Raw genomic sequence first — 22,905 nt, 5'->3', positions numbered from 1 at the left:
GCGGCGTGCGTGGGGGATGCGATTGCTTTGGAGTCCCAGCAAATCTTCACTCCCATACCCTCATCGAACTTTTCGGAGCCTACTTTGCGTTGGCATAGCCGCTGCGTCGCCCTCTTTTGCCGCTAGCAGCGACTCCTCTGCATCCACGCCGGCCGCCTTCGCGATAGTCACGCCAGAACATCTGATCTCGTTTCCGCGGGACACCGGTGCCCATCCGGAATTCCGCACCGAATGGTGGTACGCGACGGGCTGGCTCACGACACCCGACCACCAACCGCTCGGATTCCAGATCACGTTCTTCCGTTCGGCGACTGGTCACGATGCCGCCGACCCCAGCGCCTTCGCCCCCTCGCAACTGATCATTGCGCACGCTGCGCTGAGCGATCCGGCCATCGGCCATCTCGTTCACGATCAACGCATCGCCCGGCAAGGTCTCGGGCTTTCCTACGCGAAGCCCGACAACACCAACGTCAAACTCGACGCATGGAAAATGATTCGCGCCGCGGACGGTCACTACGACGTCATCGCCGACGCAAGCGGATTCTCGCTACACCTCCAACTCGCGCCAACGCAGCCTCCGCTAATTCAGGGCGAGCGCGGTTACTCGCGCAAAGGAGCGCGTCCCGAACAGGCAAGCTATTACTACAGCGAACCGCAACTCCGCGTGACGGGCACTGTGGTGCGCCCGGCCGCGGGTGCAAACGACTCGACGCGCAATGCTGCCGTGACGGGTACCGCATGGCTCGATCACGAATGGTCGAGCACGTTGCTCGACGCCAATGCGGTCGGATGGGATTGGCTCGGCGCCAATTTGACGGACGGCTCGGCGCTCATGATATTCAAGATCCGTAGCCGCGATGGACATGCAACATGGGCCCACGCGACGCTTCGCAGACCCGATGGGCAGGTAACGAACTTCGGCCCCGGCGAAGTTGCGTTCACGCCGCATCGCATGTGGCGGTCGCCGCACACAAATACTTTGTACCCGGTATCGATGACGGTTAGAGCCGGAACTCTGACATGGCAACTCGATCCGCTGATGGACGATCAGGAACTCGATTCACGACAGTCGACCGGCGCAGTGTATTGGGAAGGCGCGGTGCGAGTGAGCCAACAGAATGCCGATGTAGGGCGGGCCTATCTGGAACTGACGGGTTACGCGGATGTGCTGCGGATCGGAAAGTAGTGAAGCGCGCGGAATCGACCGCGTAAACGCAAAAACCCCACCGCTGCGGGTGGGGTTTCTGGCTTTGGGGGAGCCTGACGATTACCTACTTTCACACGGGCAATCCGCACTATCATCGGCGTGGAGTCGTTTCACGGTCCTGTTCGGGATGGGAAGGGGTGGGACCGACTCGCTATGGTCATCAGGCATGACGGGGTGCTGCGTCGCTGTCGGGTTGGGCTCAACCCGGCGCCACAGCCAATCGGGAAGAAGCGTAAAGGATTCGTGTGTTTGGGGTTGTGTTGTTGCTGGCACAACACTGATCTCAAACTGCATGTCTTCATCCCCTTCGGGGATCGGACACCCGTAAGCGCTAAAGCGCTAACGGTTGTCGAGACACACCTGTTATAGGATCAAGCCTTACGGGCAATTAGTATCAGTTAGCTCAGTACATTACTGTACGTGCACACCTGACCTATCAACGTCCTGGTCTTGAACGACCCTTCAAGGGGCTCGAAGCCCCGGGGATATCTCATCTTAAGGCGAGTTTCCCGCTTAGATGCTTTCAGCGGTTATCTCTTCCGAACATAGCTACCCGGCGATGCCACTGGCGTGACAACCGGTACACCAGAGGTTCGTCCACTCCGGTCCTCTCGTACTAGGAGCAGCCCCCTTCAAATATCCAGCGCCCACGGCAGATAGGGACCAAACTGTCTCACGACGTTTTAAACCCAGCTCACGTACCTCTTTAAATGGCGAACAGCCATACCCTTGGGACCGGCTACAGCCCCAGGATGAGATGAGCCGACATCGAGGTGCCAAACACCGCCGTCGATATGAACTCTTGGGCGGTATCAGCCTGTTATCCCCAGAGTACCTTTTATCCGTTGAGCGATGGCCCTTCCATACAGAACCACCGGATCACTATGACCTGCTTTCGCACCTGTTCGACTTGTCAGTCTCACAGTCAAGCACGCTTATGCCATTGCACTATCAGCACGATTTCCGACCGTACCTAGCGTACCTTCGTACTCCTCCGTTACACTTTGGGAGGAGACCGCCCCAGTCAAACTGCCTACCATGCACTGTCCCCGATCCGGATCACGGACCAAGGTTAGAACCTCAAACAGATCAGGGTGGTATTTCAAGGACGGCTCCACGCAAACTGGCGTTCACGCTTCACAGCCTCCCACCTATCCTACACAGACCGGTTCAAAGTCCAATGCAAAGCTACAGTAAAGGTTCATGGGGTCTTTCCGTCTAGCCGCGGGGAGATTGCATCATCACAAACACTTCAACTTCGCTGAGTCTCGGGAGGAGACAGTGTGGCCATCGTTACGCCATTCGTGCAGGTCGGAACTTACCCGACAAGGAATTTCGCTACCTTAGGACCGTTATAGTTACGGCCGCCGTTTACCGGGACTTCAATCAGGAGCTTGCACCCCATCATTTAATCTTCCGGCACCGGGCAGGCGTCACACCCTATACGTCCACTTTCGTGTTTGCAGAGTGCTGTGTTTTTATTAAACAGTCGCAGCCACCAGTTTATTGCAACCCCTTCACCCTCCTGGCGCAGGCCAGTCAAGCTACCAGGGCGTACCTTATCCCGAAGTTACGGTACCAATTTGCCGAGTTCCTTCTCCCGAGTTCTCTCAAGCGCCTTAGAATACTCATCTCGCCCACCTGTGTCGGTTTGCGGTACGGTCACTGTGAAACTGAAGCTTAGAGGCTTTTCCTGGAACCCCTTCCAGTTGCTTCGCTTCCGAAGAAGCTCGCGCCACACCCTTGAGTCCTGTGCCCGGATTTGCCAAGGCACCCTCTCCAATGCAGCGACCGGGACTTCCAACACCCGGACAACCTTCCGCGATCCGTCCCCCATCGCATTTCACAATGGTGCAGAAATATTAATCTGCTTCCCATCAGCTACGCATTTCTGCCTCGCCTTAGGGGCCGACTCACCCTACGCCGATGAACGTTGCGTAGGAAACCTTGGGCTTACGGCGAGGGGGCCTTTCACCCCCTTTATCGCTACTCATGTCAGCATTCGCACTTCCGATACCTCCAGCACACTTTCCAGTGCACCTTCGCAGGCTTACGGAACGCTCTCCTACCATGCACATAAATGTGCATCCGCAGCTTCGGTATATGGCTTAGCCCCGTTACATCTTCCGCGCAGGACGACTCGATCAGTGAGCTATTACGCTTTCTTTAAAGGGTGGCTGCTTCTAAGCCAACCTCCTGACTGTTTTAGCCTTCCCACTTCGTTTCCCACTTAGCCATATTTGGGGACCTTAGCTGGCGGTCTGGGTTGTTTCCCTCTTGACACCGGACGTTAGCACCCGATGTCTGTCTCCCGTGATTGCACTCTTCGGTATTCGGAGTTTGCTATGGCGTAGTAATCCGCAATGGACCCCACAACCATGACAGTGCTCTACCCCCGAAGGTGAGACACGAGGCACTACCTAAATAGTTTTCGGAGAGAACCAGCTATTTCCAGGTTTGTTTAGCCTTTCACCCCTATCCACAGCTCATCCCCTAACTTTTCAACGTTAGTGGGTTCGGTCCTCCAGCACGTGTTACCGTGCCTTCAACCTGGCCATGGATAGATCACCTGGTTTCGGGTCTACACCCAGCGACTGGACGCCCTGTTCGGACTCGCTTTCGCTACGCCTGCCCTAATCGGTTAAGCTCGCCACTGAATGTAAGTCGCTGACCCATTATACAAAAGGTACGCCGTCACCCCTTACGAGGCTCCGACTGTTTGTATGCATGCGGTTTCAGGATCTGTTTCACTCCCCTCCCGGGGTTCTTTTCGCCTTTCCCTCACGGTACTGGTTCACTATCGGTCGATCACGAGTATTTAGCCTTGGAGGATGGTCCCCCCATCTTCAGACAGGATTTCACGTGTCCCGCCCTACTTCTCGTACACCCAGTTCTTTCCCGCTGTTTTCGTCTACAGGGCTATCACCTGCTATGGCCGCACTTTCCAGAGCGTTCGACTAACAATGAAAAATAAAGAGTACAGGCTGATCCCATTTCGCTCGCCACTACTTTGGGAATCTCGGTTGATTTCTTTTCCTGCGGTTACTTAGATGTTTCAGTTCACCGCGTTCGCTTCACGTAGCCTATGGATTCAGCTACGGATACTCCATTAGGAGTGGGTTTCCCCATTCGGACATCTCCGGATCAAAGCTCGTTTGCCAGCTCCCCGGAGCTTTTCGCAGGCTACCGCGTCCTTCATCGCCTGTGATCGCCAAGGCATCCACCACATGCACTTGTTCGCTTGACCCTATAACGGGTGTGTCTCTCACCACCTTCACTGGGAAGGCAGCGTTTTTCACACACGCTACAGGTTGAGTATTCGTGTTGCGCCGTATTCCAAAGCGATCTCTCGATCACCTTTAAAATACATCGATACAATCACAACCCTGATTCACCTACTCACGCACCCATCTCCAGGTACGCTTTCGTGAATCTCTTTACTACTTCTTCCTGATTGTTAAAGAACGACAGCCGATATAAAGCCTGTGCCTCATACCGCGCTGACTGGCTCAATCGCCAATGCGCAACGCTCTGCCTTCATGCAGAACCCTGCGCATTGAGGATTGGTGGAGGATGACGGGATCGAACCGACGACCCCCTGCTTGCAAAGCAGGTGCTCTCCCAGCTGAGCTAATCCCCCGGTCATACCCTACTCAAGGGTGTCCCAGTCAGCACCACAGACAAAGATGGTGGGTCTGGATGGATTCGAACCATCGACCCCCGCCTTATCAAGACGGTGCTCTAACCGACTGAGCTACAGACCCCTGAGTCTGTCTGCGTTGCTTCTCTAAACCACAGCCGATAAGCGTGAGCGCTTGCGCAGCAATGCAAGCTCTGGAAAGGAGGTGATCCAGCCGCACCTTCCGATACGGCTACCTTGTTACGACTTCACCCCAGTCATGAATCCTACCGTGGTGACCGTCCTCCTTGCGGTTAGACTAGCCACTTCTGGTAAAACCCACTCCCATGGTGTGACGGGCGGTGTGTACAAGACCCGGGAACGTATTCACCGCGGCATGCTGATCCGCGATTACTAGCGATTCCAGCTTCACGCACTCGAGTTGCAGAGTGCGATCCGGACTACGATCGGTTTTTCTGGGATTGGCTCCACCTCGCGGCTTGGCAACCCTCTGTTCCGACCATTGTATGACGTGTGAAGCCCTACCCATAAGGGCCATGAGGACTTGACGTCATCCCCACCTTCCTCCGGTTTGTCACCGGCAGTCTCCCTGGAGTGCTCTTGCGTAGCAACTAGGGACAAGGGTTGCGCTCGTTGCGGGACTTAACCCAACATCTCACGACACGAGCTGACGACAGCCATGCAGCACCTGTGTGATGGCTCCCTTTCGGGCACTCCCGCCTCTCAGCAGGATTCCATCCATGTCAAGGGTAGGTAAGGTTTTTCGCGTTGCATCGAATTAATCCACATCATCCACCGCTTGTGCGGGTCCCCGTCAATTCCTTTGAGTTTTAATCTTGCGACCGTACTCCCGAGGCGGTCAACTTCACGCGTTAGCTACGTTACCAAGCCAATGAAGGCCCGACAACCAGTTGACATCGTTTAGGGCGTGGACTACCGGGGTATCTAATCCTGTTTGCTCCCCACGCTTTCGTGCATGAGCGTCAGTATTGGCCCGAGGGGCTGCCTTCGCCATCGGTGTTCCTCCACATCTCTACGCATTTCACTGCTACACGTGGAATTCCACCCCCTCTGCCATACTCCAGCGCTGCAGTCACCAATGCAGTTCCCGTGTTAAGCCCGGGGATTTCACATCGGTCTTACAGCACCGCCTGCGCACGCTTTACGCCCAGTAATTCCGATTAACGCTCGCACCCTACGTATTACCGCGGCTGCTGGCACGTAGTTAGCCGGTGCTTATTCTTCCGGTACCGTCATCCCTCACGGATATTAGCCACGAGGTTTTCTTTCCGGACAAAAGTGCTTTACAACCCGAAGGCCTTCTTCACACACGCGGCATTGCTGGATCAGGCTTGCGCCCATTGTCCAAAATTCCCCACTGCTGCCTCCCGTAGGAGTCTGGGCCGTGTCTCAGTCCCAGTGTGGCTGGTCGTCCTCTCAGACCAGCTACAGATCGTCGGCTTGGTAGGCCTTTACCCCACCAACTACCTAATCTGCCATCGGCCGCCCCTTGAGCGCGAGGTCTTGCGATCCCCCGCTTTCCTCCACAGAGCGTATGCGGTATTAATCCGGCTTTCGCCGGGCTATCCCCCACTCCAGGACACGTTCCGATGTATTACTCACCCGTTCGCCACTCGCCACCAGACCGAAGTCCGTGCTGCCGTTCGACTTGCATGTGTAAGGCATGCCGCCAGCGTTCAATCTGAGCCAGGATCAAACTCTTCAGTTCAAACCTGTTACTGTTTTCGGTTCCGCAGTTTCCTGCTTATGAACCGGTCGCTCACTCAACGTACTGACGATGATCAATCCGTCTTTCGACAGATAAAACCTTCCTCTAATACTGTGTGAGGCTTCTGATACTTTTGCCTTGCAGCAGATCCAACGGATCCGCCGCCGCATTCCGCATCAAGCGCCCACACTTATCGGCTGTTAGTTTTTAAAGATCGATCCGCCCAACCCGCAGCACCTGAACCACCACCCGGCACTGCTTCGTTTGCGTCGCTGCGTCTGCAGCAGAGAAGCGAGATTATGGAGAGCGGTCGGCAACCCGTCAAGCCCCTTCTGCGAATTTCTTTTGGGAGCAAAGACACTCGTCTCCATCTCCTTGCCCACACCCGCAAAAGAGTCAACTCACGTCAGACCTAAAAAGAAGCAAAAATAGTTAGTCCTCCAATTCAATCCACTGAAGTCCAGATACCGACAAAACAAAGTAGTCCGTGCACAGCTCGAATCCGCCACCGCTCCCCAAGTTAAAGTTTTACCCTTCCTCGCCGTCAATCAGATCATCCCGCCACTTAAATTAGCTGCCGACTATGGACAATCCCGTCGACGCACACGTCGAGGAAACCCAGCGCGCCGCTGCATCGCCGGCGCTCGAACCCGATTCGGTGCCGGTAGGCACGCCGCTCCCATGGCCGATCGTCGATGCCGACGGTACGCTGCTGTTCGCAAGCGCGACGACGCTCGCGACCACCGACGAACGCGCCTTTCTGTTTCAACACTTCCACCCGCACCGCGGCGACCTGTACGACCTCGGCGCACAACAACCGCCGGCGCCCACGACCCAGCCCGACGAGACCGGCGAGCTGACGCTGAAAGACATGCACCTCGAGATCGGCGCCCTGATCGGCATGCGTTCGCAACTCGGCAGCGGCGCGCCGATGCACCCATGCCGCATCATCGGTTTCGCACCGAATCATGCGCTGTTCGTCACGCCGCCGATGCAGCAGGGCCAACCGCTGCCGCTCACGCCCGGCGAGAACGTCGAGCTCGTCGCGATCGCGAGTCAGGCCGTGTTCCGTTTCGTCTGCACGGTCGAAGCAGTCTGCCGCGTGCCGTTCGACTATGTCGTGTTGTCGAGACCCGGCATGGTCCGCCGGCTACGCGAGCGCAAATCGATCCGCGTCCACGCGCATCTGCCCGTGCGGTTTGGCATCGGTGGGGCCGGCGACACGTACGAAGGCCTTGGCCTCGCCAAAGGCATCAGCGCACTCGGCATGTCGTTGTGCGCGTCATGGACACTGGGCGAGGTCGGCGAGCGGCTACGCATCGCGTTTCGGCTGAAGTCGGCCGAATACGATTCGCAGATCGAGACGATGGCAGTGATCCGCAACGTTCAGAAGGGCAAGACGCCTGGCGAGCCGTCCATGCATGGGCTCGAACTGGATCAACTCGATTCCGCTCAACAGATGGCGATGAAGGTGTTCGTGTTCGATCGTCAGGAGGATGTGCAGCATTGGTCCAACGGGCTGAAATAGACGCTCCGGCTGGCAACCAACGCGCGCGCGGACGGAGCAGTCCGAGCTCGCTGCGCACACATCGATCAGCCGATCAGCTGTTCCGGCGTCAACCGCCGCGCTCCCCACGCATTGGCGAGCACTTCGCAACGGCCGAGCCGTATCGCACCACGCTCGAAATCGACGAACACGACTTCGTCGGCGTCGGCCGGCCGCGCGGGTTCGTCGCGCGTGCGGCCGTCGGTCAGAATCCAGAGCCAGCGCTGCTGGGCCGGCCGTCGCCGCGCGCAGCGCTCGAGCAAATGCGCGGCGCTCCGCACGCCCGACGCGAGCGGCGAGCCGCCACCTCCGCCCACGGGCGCGAGCCATCGCTCGTTCCACCAGCGCGGCACGGCGGGGCCGAAGCGTATGTCCGCGCCCGCACCGCCGAAGCAGATCAGTGCAGCCTCGGTGCGCATCGCACTCGCACGGTCGAACAAGGCAGTCAGTAGCCCCTTCGCGAGCGCGAGGCGTTGGCCGGCCAGCATCGACCCGGAGCAATCGAGCACGAAGCAATGCAGCACACCGCCGCGCGGCGCTTCGCGTGCGAAACGCAGATGCTCGCGACGCAGCGTGCGCTCGCGCATCGCGGCGAGCGTCGGTGGCCAGGCAATGCGCCGGACCGGTTCGCCGCGCGATGTGTCGCGCGCACCCGCCCCCGCACCTTGCGGCCATCGAAAACCGCTGCGCGAGTCAGCGGCGGCGCCCTTCCGATGGCTCAGCGTTTTTTTGCGTCGAGCGGAATGACGCCTTTGACAGGCACAGTCGCGGTCGGCTCGGGCGGCAGGTAACCCCAGTCGGAGTCAGCGGAAGATATCGCCGTATCGCCGGACGCACCCTCGGCGACGCCCTGTGACCGCGCCTCGCTTTCCGGCTGACGCTGATTCACATGTTGCGAATCATGCTGACGTCGCCGATGAAGCAACACCGCATCGGCGACGCGCTCCACATGTCCGACAGTCACCGCATCCGTCTGTTCGAACGCGGCCAGCGCGCGCGCCGCGCGCAGCATCACGAGGTCGGCGCGCAGGCCGTCGACGGCCGCGTCGATGCACAACGTGCTCACGCGCGCATGGACGGTGTCATCGAACGCCAGCAGCGGCAGCGCCGCGCGCGCCGAGCGAATTCGCTGCACGTATGAAGCCTGCCGCTCCGCATAAGAGGCACGAAACCCCGCGGGATCGAGATCGAACGCGAACCGCGCTTTGACGATCGCCTGCCGCACCTGCGGCTCGAACGCGTTCTGCAACTCCACCATCAGACCGAAGCGGTCGATCAGCTGGGGCCGCAACTCGCCCTCTTCGGGATTCATCGTGCCGATCAGCACGAAGCTCGCGTCATGACTGTGCGACACGCCATCACGTTCGACGGTGTTCACGCCGCTCGCCGCCGCATCGAGCAACGCATCGACGAGCGCATCGGGCAGCAGATTGACTTCGTCGACGTACAGCACGCCGCGATGCGCCTTCGCGAGCAGCCCCGGCGAGAAGCGCACCGAGCCGTCGCGCAACACGGTTTCGATATCGAGCGTGCCGATCAGACGATCCTCGCTCGCGCCAAGCGGCAGATTCACGAGCCGCCCTTCCGGCAGCAGTTCGGCGAGCGCGCGCGCGGCGGTGGACTTCGCGGTGCCGCGCGGTCCGCTAATCAGTACGCCGCCCAAGCCCGGATCGATCGCGGCGAGCACCAGCGCCTGTTGCAACGAAGTCTGGCCAATCAGCGCCGCAAACGGAAAAACCGGCCGCGACGCGGTGCCCGATGAGGAGCCGGCGCCACCCAGGTCGTCCGTTCCTCGCATCGCTCCATTCATGTTTGTCTTCCTTCGATCTGCTGTTCGCTCGCAAGCAGATGCGCTTCCACCTGCGCGCGATAGTCGCTCGGCTGCTGCCACAGCCCTCGCTGCATCGCTTCGAGCAAACGCTCGCAGATCGAATGCAGCGCATGCGGGTTGTGCCGTTGCATGAACGCGCGGGTGTCGGCGTCGTTCAGATAAGCATCGGCGACGAGCGCGTATTGATGATCGGCGATCACGCGCGCGGTCGCGTCGTAGCCATACAGATAGTCGACGGTCGCGGCGATCTCGGCCGCGCCCTTGTAGCCGTGGCGCTTCACGCCATCGAGCCATTTCGGATTGACGACGCGCGAGCGGATCACGCGCGCAATCTCCTCCTGCAGCGTCCGCACGCGCGGCGCGGCCGTATTGCTGTGATCGGCGTGATAGACACTCGGCTGCTGACCGGCCAGATGCCGTACCGCCGCGACCATGCCACCCTGAAACTGGTAGTAGTCGTTCGAATCGAGCACGTCGTGCTCACGGTTGTCCTGGTTCTGCAGCACCACATCCAGCGCTGCGAGGCGCGCGCCAAACGCTTGATGCGCTTCCTCGCCCGCGCTCTTCTGCGCATACGCATATCCGCCCCACGCCTGGTACGCGTTCGCCAGATCGGCGTCGCTCTGCCACTCGCGCGAGTCGATCATCTGCTGCAGACCCGCGCCGTACGCGCCGGGTCGCGCGCTGAACACGCGCCAGCCGGCGCGCTTGCGCGCATCGACCGGGTCCATGCCGCGGGCGATCAACGCATCGCGTTCGCGCTGCACGCGCGCGCGAATCGGATTCAGCTCCGCGGGCTCGTCGAGTTCGGCAACGGCTTGTACGGCCGCATCGAACAGATGCATCACGTTGGCGAACGCATCGCGAAAGAAGCCGGATACGCGCAGCGTGACGTCGATACGCGGCCGGTCGAACGCTTCGATCGGCATGATCTCGAAGTCCGTCACGCGATGACTGCCCGGTGCCCACTTCGGCCGCACGCCGAGCAGCGCGAGCGCCTGGGCGATATCGTCGCCGCCGGTGCGCATCGTCGCGGTGCCCCAGACCGACAGGCCGATCGCGCGCGGATAATCGCCATGCTCCTGCAGATGCCGCTCGATCAGTTGCTGTGCCGATTTCAGGCCGAGTGCCCACGCGGCTTGGGTCGGCACCGCGCGCGTGTCGACCGAATAGAAGTTGCGGCCGGTGGGCAATACGTCGGGCCGACCGCGCGAAGGCGAGCCGCTCGGACCTGGCGGCACGAAACGTCCTTCGAGGCCGCGCTTGAGCTGCGTCATTTCCTGCGGACCGCAGGCGTCGAGGCGCGGCAGCACGTCGTCGCGCAGGCGCGCGATCACCTGTGCCGCTTGCGGCAGACTTTCGTCGCCTGCGGGGACGGCCCGCGAACGATCCGCGTCATCGCAATCGACACCGCAGACGCCGCGCAACAGCTCGCCCGCAAGCAACTCCAGCCGCTCGCGGGTATCGCCGCAATGTCGCCACGGTGCGTCGCTGATCCGCTGCAAAACTTCGGGACGCCGGCCGTCCCATGCGGCGGCCCAATCCACCCTCAACGGATCGAACAGATGATCGATGCGCAGATCGCGCGCCAGCGCGTCGACGAGCCCTGCCTTGCCGCCCTGTCCATCGCCGATGGGAAAGCGCCCGAGCGCGAGCAGCGTATCGCGCCGCTGCACGCCGCGCGGCGACTGCCCGAACGTATGCAGGCCATCGCGAATCTGCGCTTCCTTCAGCTCGCACAGCCACGCATCGACGCGCGTGAGCAGCGCGTCTTCATCGTCCTGTCCGTTCGGCGCCGCGAGACTCAGCTCTTCGTGCAGCCGATGCTCGACGATCGTCGTCAGAATCGTGCGACGCAAGAGCTTTGCGCGACGCGAATCGACCATCAATGCTTCGTAGTATTCGTCGACCTGGCGTTCGAGGTCTTGCAGCGGCCCGTAGCTTTCAGCGCGCGTAAGCGGCGGCATCAGATGATCGATGATCACCGCCTGCGCGCGCCGCTTCGCCTGGCTGCCCTCGCCCGGATCGTTGACGATGAACGGATACAGATGCGGCATCGGCCCGAGAATCAGATCGGGCCAGCACGCATCGCTCAGCGCGACGCTTTTGCCCGGCAGCCATTCCAGGTTGCCGTGCTTGCCGACGTGCACGACCGCGTCGATGCCGAACTGGTGGCGCAGCCAGAAGTAGAACGCGAGGTACGCATGCGGCGGTACGAGCTCGGCATCGTGATAGCTCGCATAGTCGCCTTGCTCGCGCGAACGCGAAGGCTGAATGCCGACGAACACCTGCCCGCAGCGCCAGCCCGCGATCATGAAACGGCCGCGCCGCAGCGTCGGGTCCTGGTCGGGCTTGCCCCAGCGCGCGTTCAACGCGTCGCGCACGCTCGCCGGCAACGCGTCGAAATGCGCGCGATAGTCGTCGAGTGCGAAGCTTTGCAGGGCCGGACGCAGATCGCGGACGACCGGATCGTTGGTCACGCCCTCGGTCAGCCTGTTCAACAACGCGTCGCCGCTGTCTGGCAATTCGCCGACACGATAGCCTTCATCGCGCAGCATCGACAGAATGCCGACCACCGATGCCGGCGTATCGAGTCCCACGCCATTGCCGATGCGCCCTTCGCTCATCGGATAGTTCGCGAGAATCAACGCGACTTTCTTGTCGGCGTTATCGAGCGAACGCAGACGGCACCAGCGCCGGCTCAGCTCGGCGAGAAAGCGCACCCGTTCGAGGTCGGGCTGATAACGAACCACGTCGACCTGCGTATGCGCACAGCGATACGCGAGCCCCTTGAAGCTGATCGCGCGCGTGATGATGCGCCCGTCCACTTCGGGCAGCGCGACGTGCATCGCGATATCGCGCGAATTGAGGCCGTGGTTGTCTTTCAGCCAATCGTCGCGATTGCCGCCGCTCAGGATCACCTGGAACACCGGCGCGTCGCCGGCGAGTGCGAGCGGCTCGGGGTCGTCGATCGCGGACGCGGCGAACGCGGTGGTGTTCAGCACCAGCGCGACGCCATGTTGCGCGCACAGCGACTGCACGACATCGCGGCTCATCGCATCCTTCAACGACGTGATCGCGAGAGGCAGCGGATTGAGCCCTTGCGCTTCGAGCGCATCGATCAGCGCATCGAACACCGCGGTATTGGCGGCCTGCAGATGCGCCTTGTAGAACAGGATCGCGACAACCGGCGCGTCCTGCCGCCAACGCGCCTGCCAGTCGGCAACGGTAGGCGTATCGCGCTCGGGGTGATACAGCGACGCGGCCGGCAATGCGCGCGGCGGCTCGGGCGCGCGCCCCCAACCGAGCGCGCGGTACGCGATGCAGCGCAAAAACGCCTCGGCGTTCTGCGGACCGCCCTCGCGCAGATAGCGCCACAACTGCTGACACAACTCGGCGCTCGCGGTGCTGCGCGCGAGCAGGTTCGGGTCCTCCTGCAGATCGCCGGAAAACATCGCGAGCGTTTGCTGTTTGCGCTGCGCGAGCGCGACGACCTGCTCGATGCCGTACGGCCAATACGCTTCGCCGCCGAGATGATCGACGACGACCACGCGCGCATGCTGCAACACGTCGTCGAGATAGAAATCGACCGAGGCCGGCTGACGCAGATACGTGACGTTCGCGAGCCGCAGGCTCGGGAAGCCGTCATCGAGACGCGGCACCACGCTCGCGAGCAGCGACAGCGTGGTGTCGGCGGAACTGAGCACGACGATCTCGGCGGGCCGCTGATCGATGCGGATCACGCCCTGCGTATCGTCGACGAAACCGCCCGGCGTCGTGCGCAGCAAATGCATGCTGGTGCGCCCGTTATGCCGTCGCGTTCGACGTCGCGCCGAGCGCCGCGTCGAACGCCTGTTGCAGCGCGGGTTGATCGAGGTCTTCGCCGATCAGCACGAAGCGGCTCAGGGCGTCGTCGCCGCTTTCGCCCGCCTGCCAGCGCCGGTCGAAGTAGCTGTCGAAGCGCCGGCCAACGCCCTGGATCACGAGGCGCATCGCCGCGCCCGGCAGTGCCGCGAAGCCTTTGACACGGTAAATCGTGTGGCTTTCGACCAGCGTCTGCAACGCGGCGAGCGCCGCGTCGCGCGACGGCACCGATGCCTGCACGACGACCGAATCGAATTCGTCGTGATGATGATCGGGGTCGTCGGCGGAACCGTGGTGGTCGTGACGCAGATGGATCGTCTGTTCCGACGCCGCTTCGAGCCCCAGCAGCGTATGCAGGTCGAGCTGCCCCCGCTGCGCGCGCACGATCTTCACCTGCGGCGGAATCTCCGCGCGGATCGCGGCTTCCACTTCGTGCTGCCGCGCGTCGTCGATCAGATCGGTCTTGTTCAGAATCACCAGATCGGCGGCCGACAACTGGTCTTCGAACAGCTCGTGCAGCGGCGACTCGTGATCGAGATTCGGATCGGCCTTGCGCTGCGCATCGACGGCGACCGGGTTATCGGCGAACTGGCCGCTTGCGGCGGCGGGGCCATCCACCACCGTCACCACCGCGTCGACCGTGAAGCCGTTGCGGATCTGCGGCCAGTTGAACGCCTGCACGAGCGGCTTCGGCAATGCGAGCCCCGAGGTTTCGATCAGCACGTGATCGAGTTCGTCGCGCCGCTCCGCGAGCTTTTCCATCACCGGGAAAAACTCTTCCTGCACGGTGCAGCACAGACAACCGTTCGCGAGTTCATACAATTGCCCTTCGGTCTCGACGCCGTTTTCATCGCAACCGATGCCGCAGCCCTTGAGGATTTCGCCGTCGATGCCGAGTTCGCCGAACTCGTTGACGATCACCGCTATGCGCTTGCCGCCCGCATGCTGAAGGATGTGCCGCAGCAACGTAGTTTTGCCACTGCCGAGAAAGCCGGTAACGATCGTGACGGGAATCTTGCGCAATTGAGTTTGCATCGTGAGGTCCATCCCTTTGCGTTGCATCGGTCTGCCGCAAGTTCCGCGCATCGGTCGGCATCGGCTGGCGAATGGAGCGAATGAAGCACGCGCAACAGTACCAGCGATCACCAGACACGGGGACGAACGACGGCATTGCCGCGACAACGGAAATACAGAAAGCGGAACTGAGGTCATGAACGCGCCGCCGCATCCCCGCGGCGGTCGTTCTGCTTCTTCGGGCCGGTATCCGGGCTGGCGAAAGCGCCGCTTCCCCTTCCCGGACGAGTGGTTTCTCGTCCAGTGGTGATATGTCGACGCGACCTTGCGCGAGGACATCGAAGCCGGCACCGCGGCGCCCGGCTATCAAGCCGGAACCGCTTTTCGCTTACCGTTGCGGGGACAGCACAGGTTAGCCGCTCTAGCGCAGATGGCTCCCTGTTTCCCGTTTAACTGCATGCGCACGAACGCGCACGCGAGCACCCAAAGTGCGTGCGAGTGTAGGCCCCCGGGCATGCGCAGTCAAGGAACGCGGGGCGCCGGAAAGCGCCGCCGCGGCTTATCCGGCAAGGCGTCATGTGCTATCGTATGCGCGCGTTTGGTGCCCGCACATGCGCTCGCATGTGCAGTTAAACGGGAAACAGGCAGCGCGTCGCGCGTTCAACCTGTGCTGTCCCCGCAACGGTAAGCGACCTGCGGCGCGCGGTTCGATTCAGCTTCGATTCCGCTGTGCCGCGCATGCGTTTTTTGATGCCACTGTCCCCGCGAATCCGCAGATTCGCAAACCGGGACGGGAAGGCGAAGCGCGTGAGGCCGCCAGCCCGGATACCGGCCAGACGCGGAGGCGGCGCCGCATGCATGCGTGCATCGGGTTGCGCCGCCGGCCGCCGGAATCCGCGGGGAACGGATGTGAAGGCGTAGTAGCGCGGCATCGCGCGTGTCGTGGCGTTCTCACTGAAGAATCCGCCGCGAACCGCACGAGTGGCCGCGCCCGGATTCGCTGTACCGCATGACATCCATATTCACCGCCGCGCGCACCGTCGCACGCCGCCACTCCCCTCCCATCTCCGCATGGCATGCGCCATGCACGCCGCGATGACGCGCGCCTGGCTGATCGGCGCCGGTCCCGGCGACGTCGAACTGATGACGCTGAAGGCCACCCGTGCGCTCGCGCAGGCCGATGTCGTGCTGGTCGACGATCTGGTCAATCCCGACGTTCTGCAGTTCGCGGGCGCCAACGCGCAAGTCGTATACGTCGGCAAGCGCGGCGGCCATCCGTCGACTCCGCAAGCGGACATCGTCGCGCAAATGCTCGGGCATCTGCGCGCGGGACGCAGCGTGGCGCGGCTCAAAGGCGGCGATCCGTTCGTGTTCGGCCGCGGCGGCGAAGAATTGCAGGCGCTGCAGGCGGCTGGTGTTGAAGTCGACGTGATCAACGGCATCACGGCCGGCATCGCCGCGCCCGCGACGCTCGGCATCGCGGTCACGCATCGCGATTACGCGCAGGGCGTCGTGTTCGTCACCGGCCACGGCGCCGGCGGTGGCGAGCCGGACTGGGCCGCGCTCGCCGCGACGCAGATGACGCTCGTGATCTATATGGGCATGCGGCGGCTCGGCGAAATCGTCGGCGCGTTGCTCGCGGCCGGCATGTCCGCCGATACGCCCTGCGCGGCGATCGAATCGGCGACGCGGCCGGAGCAGCGTCACGTGCTCGCGCCGCTGCGCGAGTTTGCCGAGGCGGTCGTGCGCGCGGGGCTCGGCTCGCCGGCGATCGTCGTGATCGGCGGCGTGGCCTCGTTCGCTCTTGCGCGTGATGCGGCCAAACGCGACGGCCGAGTCGCTCACGAACAAGCTGCGAGCGCGATTAAAACGCTGAGCGTCGGCATAGGTTGCCGCTTGCACAGCGATGCGGCTGACATCGAAGCCGCCGTGCGCGCAGCACTCGGTTCGAATGCCTTCGAGCAGATCCACACCATTGCGACGATCGACGCCAAAGCCAACGAAGCAGGTCTGCTCGAATTCTGTTCGCGCCATCAACTACCGCTGCAACTGTTCAGCCGCGAGCAGATCGCCGCCGCACCGTTCGCGTCGCCGTCGGCGGCCGCGCGCGCGCATCTTGGTGTCGACGGTGTGTGCGAACCGTGTGCGCTACTGGCGGCAGCAGCGTCGGTCCGCGCGACAATCACGCAAAACGCACGTCTGGTCGTACGCAAGACCACGCACGCCGGCATTACCGTCGCGATTGCGGCGGCGAGCGACAGCGCACCCGGCGACGTAGCGCCCTTCCATCCCGCCCCTCAAGACCAGGACCTCCGATGAAAACCGATCCCGAATCGCATCAACGCATGACCGAACGGCGCCGCGAAGGCCACGAAAAGAAGCAGGCCAGCGCTACCGTCGAAAAAGGCCTGCTGATCGTCAACACCGGCACCGGCAAGGGCAAGAGCACGGCCGCGTTCGGCATGGCCGTGCGGGTGCTCGGCCACGGCATGCGGCTGGGTGTCGTGCAGTTCATCAAGGGCGCGCTGCATACGTCGGAGCGCGATTTCCTCGGCGCGATCGCGCAATGCGATTTCGTCACGATGGGCGACGGCTATACGTGGAACACGCAGAACCGCGAAGCCGACATGGCAACCGCGCGCAAGGGCTGGAACGAAGCGCGGCGGATGATCGAAAGCGGCGACTATCAGATGGTGATCCTCGACGAGCTGAACACCGTGCTGAAGTACGAGTACCTGCCGCTCGACGAAGTGCTCGCCGTGATCAATGCGCGCGCGCCGATGCTGCACGTCGTCGTGACCGGGCGCCATGCGCCCGACGCGCTGATCGAAGCCGCCGACCTCGTCACCGAAATGCGCGCGATCAAGCATCCGTATCGCGAGCAGGGTGTGAAGGCGCAGCGCGGCGTGGAGTTCTGAGCGATGTCCGCGCCCCCCAAGGGGACTCGCTCCGCAGCGTGCCCCGCGCTGTTCATCAGCGCGGCCGCCTCGGGACAAGGCAAGACCACGATCACCGCGGGTGTCGCGCGCTATCACCGGCGGCTCGGACGTCGCGTGCGCGTGTTCAAGACCGGGCCGGATTTTCTCGACCCGATGATCCTCGCGCGCGCGAGCGGCGCGCCGGTGCTGTCGCTCGATCTATGGATGGTCGGCGAAAGCGCGTGCCGCAACCTGCTCGCGCAGGCGGCACAAGAAGCCGATCTGATCCTGATCGAAGGCGTGATGGGCCTGTTCGACGGCACGCCGAGCAGCGCCGATCTGGCGACCACGTTCGGCGTGCCGGTGCTTGCGGTGATTTCCGCGCAGGCGATGGCGCAGACCTTCGGCGCGCTCGCGTTCGGCCTTGCGCGCTTCAGACCGCAACTGCCGTTTCATGGCGTGCTCGCGAATCGCGTCGGCTCGACCCGGCACGCGCAGATGCTGCAGGAAGCGCTGCCGCCTGAACTGCGCTGGTGCGGCCACATCGCCACGAGCGACGAGATCACGCTGCCCGACCGGCACCTCGGCCTGCATCAAGCCGATGAAATCGACGATCTCGAAGCGCGCCTCGAACGCGCGGCGGATACGCTCGCGTCGACCGCGCTCGCCGAACTGCCGCCGCCGGTCGATTTCGGCACACCGTCGCCCGAGGTGCTGCCGCGTCTGCTCGAAGGCACGCACATCGCGATCGCGCGCGACGCCGCGTTCTCGTTCATCTACCCCGCCAACGTCGCGCTGCTCGAAGCGCTCGGCGCGCGGCTCAGCTATTTCTCGCCGCTCGCCGACGAAGCGTTGCCCGCCGACGCGCATGCGCTCTATCTGCCGGGCGGCTATCCCGAACTGCATATGGCGACGCTCGCGGGCAACATGAGCAGCGCGGCATCGATCCGCGCACACGTCGTGGCGGACAAACCGGTGGTCGCCGAATGCGGCGGCATGCTCTACCTGCTCGACACCCTGACCGACGCGCAAGGCACGCGCACGCGGATGCTCGGCCTGCTGCCCGGTCACGCGACGATGCAAACACGCTTCACGTCGCTCGGCATGCAGCAGATCGACGGCCTCCACGGCACGCTGACCGGCCACACGTTTCATTACTCGAAGCTCGCGACACCGCTCGAACCGCAGCGCTTCGCCACCCGCGCGCACAGCGACACCCCCGGCGAAGCGGTGTTCCGCGTGGGCCCGATTGTGGCAACCTATATGCACGCTTACTGGCCCTCCAACCCGGCTTTCACGGCCGCCCTCTTTCATGGCGAAGCCTTTTGACGACTCCGAGCGCGAGGCGGTCTATCGCGCGATTTACGAACGCCGCGACATGCGCCACTTCGTGCCCGATCCGGTCGATCCAGCGGTGCTGCGGCGTCTGCTCGACGCGGCGCATCACGCGCCGAGCGTCGGCTACATGCAGCCGTGGCGCATCGTGCGCATCACCGATGCGGCGCTGCGCACGGGCTTGCGCGACATCGTCGAGCGCGAACGGCTCGCCACCGCCGACGCGCTCGGCAAGCGCCGCGACGAGTTCATGAAGCTGAAGGTCGAAGGCATGCGCGACTGCGCGGAGCTGCTGGTGATCGCGTTGATGGACGGGCGCGAGCGGCACGTGTTCGGCCGTCGCACGCTGCCGGAGATGGACCTCGCTTCGGTCGCGTGCGCGATCCAGAACATGTGGCTCGCCGCGCGCGCGGAAGGACTCGGGCTTGGGTGGGTGTCGCTGTTCGATGTCGACGCGGTGCACCGGCTACTGGCGATGCCGGAAGGCGCGCGGCCGGTCGCGATTCTGTGTCTCGGCCACGTCGATGCGTTCTACAGCGAGCCGATGCTCGAAACGGAGCGCTGGGCGAGCCGTCTGCCGCTAGCCGATTGTGTGTTCGAAAACCGCTGGCCACGCGGCGAACCGGTGCCGGAATAACCGACACGCACGGCTCCGGCGACTCGAAGCTGCGTTGTTTAGCGCTGCAGCGGCTCCATCGACTCGACGTTCGGCGCACCGCTCGCCTTGTCGATACTGAGCTTCACGCGCCAGTCGGCCGGCGCGTCGTACGGCAGCTTCGCAAGCGCGGTTTTCACGAGCAGCGGCAGCGCACGCAGCGGGGCCGCGTCGCGATCGCTATACACCGCGCTGACCTTGTAGCGCTCGGTGCCGCTCGCATAGTCGAAAAAGCGCAGCGTCAGCGCGTGCTGATACTTGCGCCCGAAAAGCAGCGCGCCTGGACCGTCGCTACCCGCGCCGCAATCGGGCGGCTCGCAACCCGCACCGCCGATGCCGATCGACGCCGGCCGCGTGCTATACGCGATCGACAGCAGGTAATGCGCGGGCTTGCCCGCTGTATCGACGAACCCGTGCTTCGCCAACTCGTCGCGCAGCAGCTTTTCGACTTGCGGATGGTCGGCGCTGTCGTCCTGCGCCTGCGTGCGCGCGAGCGAATAGGTCTGCTCGCCTTGCAGCGCAACGGCGTGGTCGGCGCTGTTAGCGCAGACGGTGTGCACGTCGGCGCCGAGGCCCGCGCAAGCGGTGAGGCTCGCCGCGGCCAGCGCGGCACAGAGGTGAGCGATCTTCGCCATTTTCTGTCTTCTCTCTAGTCCATCGAATCCATCACGAGCGCATCAGGCGCGCGGTGCGCTCGTTTCATCGAGCGGCGCGTCGTCGAGCGCGGGCAGCCAGATCGTAAACGCCGTCCCCTCGCCGGGCGCGCTGACGACTTCGACGCTGCCCCCGTGGCGCGTAACGACGGTTTTGATGAACGCCATGCCGAGTCCCGCGCCGCCCACTTCCGGCCGCTCTGCCTCGTGAAAACGGCGAAAGCGCTCGAATAGCCCCGCCTGCTGCTCCTTCGGGATGCCATAGCCCTGGTCGCGAATCGTGCACGCCACGCGTGCCGCCCCGCTGCCCTCGCGCCTCGCCGCCGGCTGGCTCGCGAAGCTGCACACGATGCGCGTGTCGGGCGGACTGTACTTGACCGCGTTGTTCAGAATATTGACGAGCGCGCGTGTCATCAGCGAGCGGTCGGCGCAAATCCAGGGTTCGTCGTTGCTGTCGTCGCCGGTTTCGGTATGCAGCGTGATGCGCTTCGCGTGCGCCTGCGGCCAGACCTCGTCGCTCGCATCGATGACGAGTTCGGTCAGGCTCAGCGGCTCGAGCACATAGGCCTGCGATTCGGCGCGCGCCAGTTGCACGAAGTCGTCGGCGAGCGTGAGCGCGCGTTGCGCGTAGCGTTCGATGCGCTCGAGCACGCCGCGCGCGAGCGCCGGCTCGGTCCGCGCGCGCTCGATCTCGACTAGCGCAATGATCGACGTCTGCGGCGAACGCATGTCGTGCGACAGCAGTCGCAGCGCGTCCTCGCGCTGACGCTCGGCCGCATGCAGCGCCGACACGTCGACCAGACCGGCGATCCAGCCGGTCGTCTCGCCCTGCGCGTTGGTGCAGGTCGCATAGCGCAGCAGATGGTCGCGCTCGTTCGTGTCGCGCACCTCGACACCCTGCGCCATCAGCGCCGCGAACTCGCCGCGCGTCGGATCGAGCGGCGCCGGCCAGTGCGCGTGTGCGTGCACGTTGCGCTGGTTGTCCGAGGCCGCGCCGGTATCGATCGTCTTCACGAGCGTGAGCCCGCCGAGCACGTTATGCATCGGCTGGCCCTCGGGCATCGGCGCGCCGAGCCGCGCGAAATGCGCTTTCGCCGCGTGATTCGCGATCAGCACGACGCCGCCCACATCGCTGACGAGAATCGGCTCCGGCATGCTGTCGAGGCTGTCCCACACGAAGCGCTTCATGTCCTGCACCCGTTGCGCGGCCTCAGCCATCAGCGCCATGTGCTGCGCGAGCACGTCGCCGCCGAACTCGCGGCGGCGCTTCGGCGTTTCGGGCAGCAGATGCGGCTCGTCGGCGAGACGTTGCAGCTCGCCGCGCAGATACGCCATCGTCATTTCGAGGCGTCGCCAGTTCCAGATCGGGTAGACGATCGCGACGCTGAGGATCGCCGGCACCGGCGACATCCACAGCCTGCCGCCGTACAGCAGCAGCGCGCTGCCGGCCACGGCGAGCAGCACCAGCGCGCCGGTCAGCATCAGCGAGCGGCGCGGCGACAGTACGAGGAAGCCGCCGAGCAACGCGGCGAGCGGCGCGAGTGCCGCCGCGAACACGATCCACAGCGCGACCGGCTGGATCTCGCGGCCGGTCAGCAGCGTGTCGAGCACGTTCGCGTGGATGTAGACGCCTGGCAGCGGACCGAGCTCGCCCGACACAGGCGTCGCGAAGCGGTCGTACAGACCCGACGCCGTCACGCCGATCACGACGATGCGCCCGCGCAACTGATCGGCCGGCACCTTGCCGGCGAGCACGTCGGCGAAACTGAAGCTCGCGTAGTTCGCGGCATTCGGGCCGAACGGTATCAGGAAGCGGTCTTCGCGGCCGTCGTCGCTGCCGCGCGCGGGCTCGTTCGAGCGACGCGGCGGCAGCCCGTTGCGCAGATGCAGCTTGCCGTGTTCGACCGCGTCGGCGACGAGCACCGTCAGTTGCGGCCAGCGCGAGTGCTCGTCGCCCTGGAAGCGCGCGACGCTGCGCACGATGCCGTCGCTGTCCACTTCGAAATTGATGTGACCGAGCCCGGCGGCTGCCTGCGCGAGCGGCGTGACGGGTTCATCGACGGTGCGCTCGCCGCTCGCATCGGGCGGCGTCAGCAGCACGGGCAGATAGGTCGGGCTCAGCGCGATGGCGTGGGCGAGCCGGGCGTCGTCGACGTTGGGCTCGGTGAACAGCACGTCGTAGATCACCGCGGCAGGTTTGGCCGCGGCGAGCCGATCGAGCAGCCGCGCATGCACGCTGCGTGGCCACGGCCAGCGGCCGAGCGCGTCGATGGTCGCATTGTCGATTTCGACGACGACGATGTCCCACAGCAGCGGCTGCGCGCGCAGCTTCAGAAACTGGTCGTACACCAGCAGATCGATGCCCGCGCCGACGCGCCCGAACGACGTCAGCAGGATCACCGCGAGGCCGAGGCAGCCAACGCTGAGCCACTCGGTCAGAAAGCGCCGGCCGGCCCGCCGTCCGAGACGGGCGCGCGGATCGAGGCTCAGTCGCGTAGAAGTGGCGGGCAAGG

Annotated in this window: 12 protein-coding genes, 2 tRNA genes, 3 rRNA genes, 1 pseudogene and 2 riboswitches; of the genes and pseudogenes, 7 read left to right on the top strand and 11 right to left on the bottom strand. The window is 63.5% G+C overall.

The features are described from left to right. The first annotated feature begins 16 nt into the window (after window positions 1-16). Window positions 17-1,186, top strand: coding sequence for a lipocalin-like domain-containing protein (locus G5S42_RS05465; RefSeq protein ID WP_246391820.1), 1,170 nt, complete (start codon window positions 17-19; stop codon window positions 1,184-1,186). Between the two features lie 72 nt (window positions 1,187-1,258). On the opposite strand, the gene rrf is transcribed toward G5S42_RS05465, so the two are convergent. The 5 genes from rrf to G5S42_RS05440 form a co-directional block, all read right to left on the bottom strand. Next, window positions 1,259-1,372: ribosomal RNA gene (gene rrf, locus G5S42_RS05460) — 5S ribosomal RNA — on the bottom strand. A 202-nt stretch (window positions 1,373-1,574) separates the two neighbouring features. Continuing rightward, window positions 1,575-4,454 (bottom strand): 23S ribosomal RNA (locus tag G5S42_RS05455). 317 nt (window positions 4,455-4,771) lie between these two features. Beyond that, a tRNA-Ala gene (locus G5S42_RS05450) sits at window positions 4,772-4,847 on the bottom strand. Window positions 4,848-4,894: 47 nt separating this feature from the next. Next, window positions 4,895-4,971, bottom strand: a tRNA-Ile gene (locus G5S42_RS05445). Between the two features lie 74 nt (window positions 4,972-5,045). Beyond that, window positions 5,046-6,576 (bottom strand): 16S ribosomal RNA (locus tag G5S42_RS05440). Together the 16S, 23S and 5S rRNA genes with 2 tRNA genes alongside form the textbook arrangement of a ribosomal RNA operon. A gap of 583 nt (window positions 6,577-7,159) precedes the next feature. Here G5S42_RS05440 and G5S42_RS05435 point away from each other — a divergent pair. Further along, window positions 7,160-8,104, top strand: coding sequence for a flagellar brake protein (locus G5S42_RS05435; protein ID WP_176105858.1), 945 nt, complete (start codon window positions 7,160-7,162; stop codon window positions 8,102-8,104). Window positions 8,105-8,169: 65 nt separating this feature from the next. Here G5S42_RS05435 and G5S42_RS05430 read toward each other — a convergent pair whose 3' ends face one another. The 4 genes from G5S42_RS05430 to cobW form a co-directional block, all read right to left on the bottom strand. Next, a complete protein-coding gene (locus tag G5S42_RS05430) occupies window positions 8,170-8,709 on the bottom strand; it encodes a vWA domain-containing protein (protein WP_176105857.1) in 540 nt (179 codons plus the stop codon). Window positions 8,710-8,840: 131 nt separating this feature from the next. Then, window positions 8,841-9,932, bottom strand: coding sequence for a magnesium chelatase ATPase subunit I (locus G5S42_RS05425; protein ID WP_176105856.1), 1,092 nt, complete (start codon window positions 9,930-9,932; stop codon window positions 8,841-8,843). Then, the gene (cobN, locus tag G5S42_RS05420; protein WP_176105855.1) at window positions 9,929-13,747 is read right to left on the bottom strand and encodes a cobaltochelatase subunit CobN; all 3,819 of its coding nucleotides are present in this window, start codon (window positions 13,745-13,747) and stop codon (window positions 9,929-9,931) included. The genes G5S42_RS05425 and cobN overlap by 4 nt, the downstream gene beginning before the upstream one ends. 13 nt (window positions 13,748-13,760) lie before the next feature. Further along, window positions 13,761-14,852: a cobalamin biosynthesis protein CobW gene (gene cobW, locus G5S42_RS05415; RefSeq protein WP_281374983.1), complete on the bottom strand. Its 1,092-nt coding sequence runs from the start codon at window positions 14,850-14,852 to the stop codon at window positions 13,761-13,763. Between the two features lie 203 nt (window positions 14,853-15,055). After that, window positions 15,056-15,333: riboswitch (cobalamin riboswitch) on the bottom strand. Window positions 15,334-15,413: 80 nt separating this feature from the next. Next, window positions 15,414-15,682, top strand: a riboswitch (cobalamin riboswitch). Window positions 15,683-15,926: 244 nt separating this feature from the next. On the opposite strand from cobW, the pseudogene cobA reads away from it, so the two are divergent. The 5 genes and pseudogenes from cobA to bluB form a co-directional block, all read left to right on the top strand. Continuing rightward, a pseudogene (gene cobA, locus G5S42_RS45425) lies at window positions 15,927-16,652 on the top strand (uroporphyrinogen-III C-methyltransferase); the annotation flags it as partial. A 42-nt stretch (window positions 16,653-16,694) separates the two neighbouring features. Further along, window positions 16,695-17,150, top strand: coding sequence for a cobalamin biosynthesis protein (locus tag G5S42_RS45420; RefSeq protein WP_312883632.1), 456 nt, complete (start codon window positions 16,695-16,697; stop codon window positions 17,148-17,150). After that, window positions 17,147-17,749 carry a cob(I)yrinic acid a,c-diamide adenosyltransferase gene (cobO, locus tag G5S42_RS05405; RefSeq protein ID WP_018421084.1) on the top strand — a complete coding sequence of 201 codons (603 nt, stop codon included), beginning with the start codon at window positions 17,147-17,149 and terminating at the stop codon, window positions 17,747-17,749. The genes G5S42_RS45420 and cobO overlap by 4 nt, the downstream gene beginning before the upstream one ends. A 3-nt stretch (window positions 17,750-17,752) precedes the next feature. Next, window positions 17,753-19,078, top strand: a complete 1,326-nt coding sequence (locus tag G5S42_RS05400) for a cobyrinic acid a,c-diamide synthase CobB (RefSeq protein WP_176105853.1) — start codon at window positions 17,753-17,755, stop codon at window positions 19,076-19,078. Beyond that, window positions 19,062-19,721 (top strand): 5,6-dimethylbenzimidazole synthase, encoded by a 660-nt coding sequence (gene bluB / locus G5S42_RS05395; RefSeq protein ID WP_176105852.1) that lies wholly within the window; start codon window positions 19,062-19,064, stop codon window positions 19,719-19,721. The genes G5S42_RS05400 and bluB overlap by 17 nt, the downstream gene beginning before the upstream one ends. 38 nt (window positions 19,722-19,759) lie before the next feature. On the opposite strand, the gene G5S42_RS05390 is transcribed toward bluB, so the two are convergent. Both G5S42_RS05390 and G5S42_RS05385 read right to left on the bottom strand, forming a co-directional pair. Beyond that, complete coding sequence (locus G5S42_RS05390) at window positions 19,760-20,374, bottom strand: DUF4136 domain-containing protein (protein WP_176105851.1); 615 nt, start codon at window positions 20,372-20,374, stop codon at window positions 19,760-19,762. 42 nt (window positions 20,375-20,416) lie between these two features. Beyond that, complete coding sequence (locus G5S42_RS05385) at window positions 20,417-22,903, bottom strand: CHASE2 domain-containing protein (protein WP_176105850.1); 2,487 nt, start codon at window positions 22,901-22,903, stop codon at window positions 20,417-20,419. Window positions 22,904-22,905 lie beyond the last annotated feature (2 nt).

Origin of the sequence: Paraburkholderia youngii (assembly GCF_013366925.1) — a bacterium.
Lineage (GTDB): Bacteria > Pseudomonadota > Gammaproteobacteria > Burkholderiales > Burkholderiaceae > Paraburkholderia > Paraburkholderia youngii.
The sequence above is the reverse complement of the archived record's forward strand: the minus strand, read 5'-3'. Positions and strand labels throughout refer to the sequence as shown.

Bases quoted from the DNA above. Each gene is read 5' to 3' on its own strand.
- G5S42_RS05400 (WP_176105853.1), top strand. From the start codon at position 17,753: ATGTCCGCGCCCCCCAAGGGGACTCGCTCCGCAGCGTGCCCCGCGCTG.
- cobO (WP_018421084.1), top strand. From the start codon at position 17,147: ATGAAAACCGATCCCGAATCGCATCAACGCATGACCGAACGGCGCCGC.
- G5S42_RS05435 (WP_176105858.1), top strand. From the start codon at position 7,160: ATGGACAATCCCGTCGACGCACACGTCGAGGAAACCCAGCGCGCCGCT.
- G5S42_RS05465 (WP_246391820.1), top strand. From the start codon at position 17: ATGCGATTGCTTTGGAGTCCCAGCAAATCTTCACTCCCATACCCTCAT.
- cobW (WP_281374983.1), bottom strand. From the start codon at position 14,852: ATGCAAACTCAATTGCGCAAGATTCCCGTCACGATCGTTACCGGCTTT.
- G5S42_RS05425 (WP_176105856.1), bottom strand. From the start codon at position 9,932: ATGAATGGAGCGATGCGAGGAACGGACGACCTGGGTGGCGCCGGCTCC.
- G5S42_RS05390 (WP_176105851.1), bottom strand. From the start codon at position 20,374: ATGGCGAAGATCGCTCACCTCTGTGCCGCGCTGGCCGCGGCGAGCCTC.
- bluB (WP_176105852.1), top strand. From the start codon at position 19,062: ATGGCGAAGCCTTTTGACGACTCCGAGCGCGAGGCGGTCTATCGCGCG.
- cobN (WP_176105855.1), bottom strand. From the start codon at position 13,747: ATGCATTTGCTGCGCACGACGCCGGGCGGTTTCGTCGACGATACGCAG.
- G5S42_RS05430 (WP_176105857.1), bottom strand. From the start codon at position 8,709: ATGCGCGAGCGCACGCTGCGTCGCGAGCATCTGCGTTTCGCACGCGAA.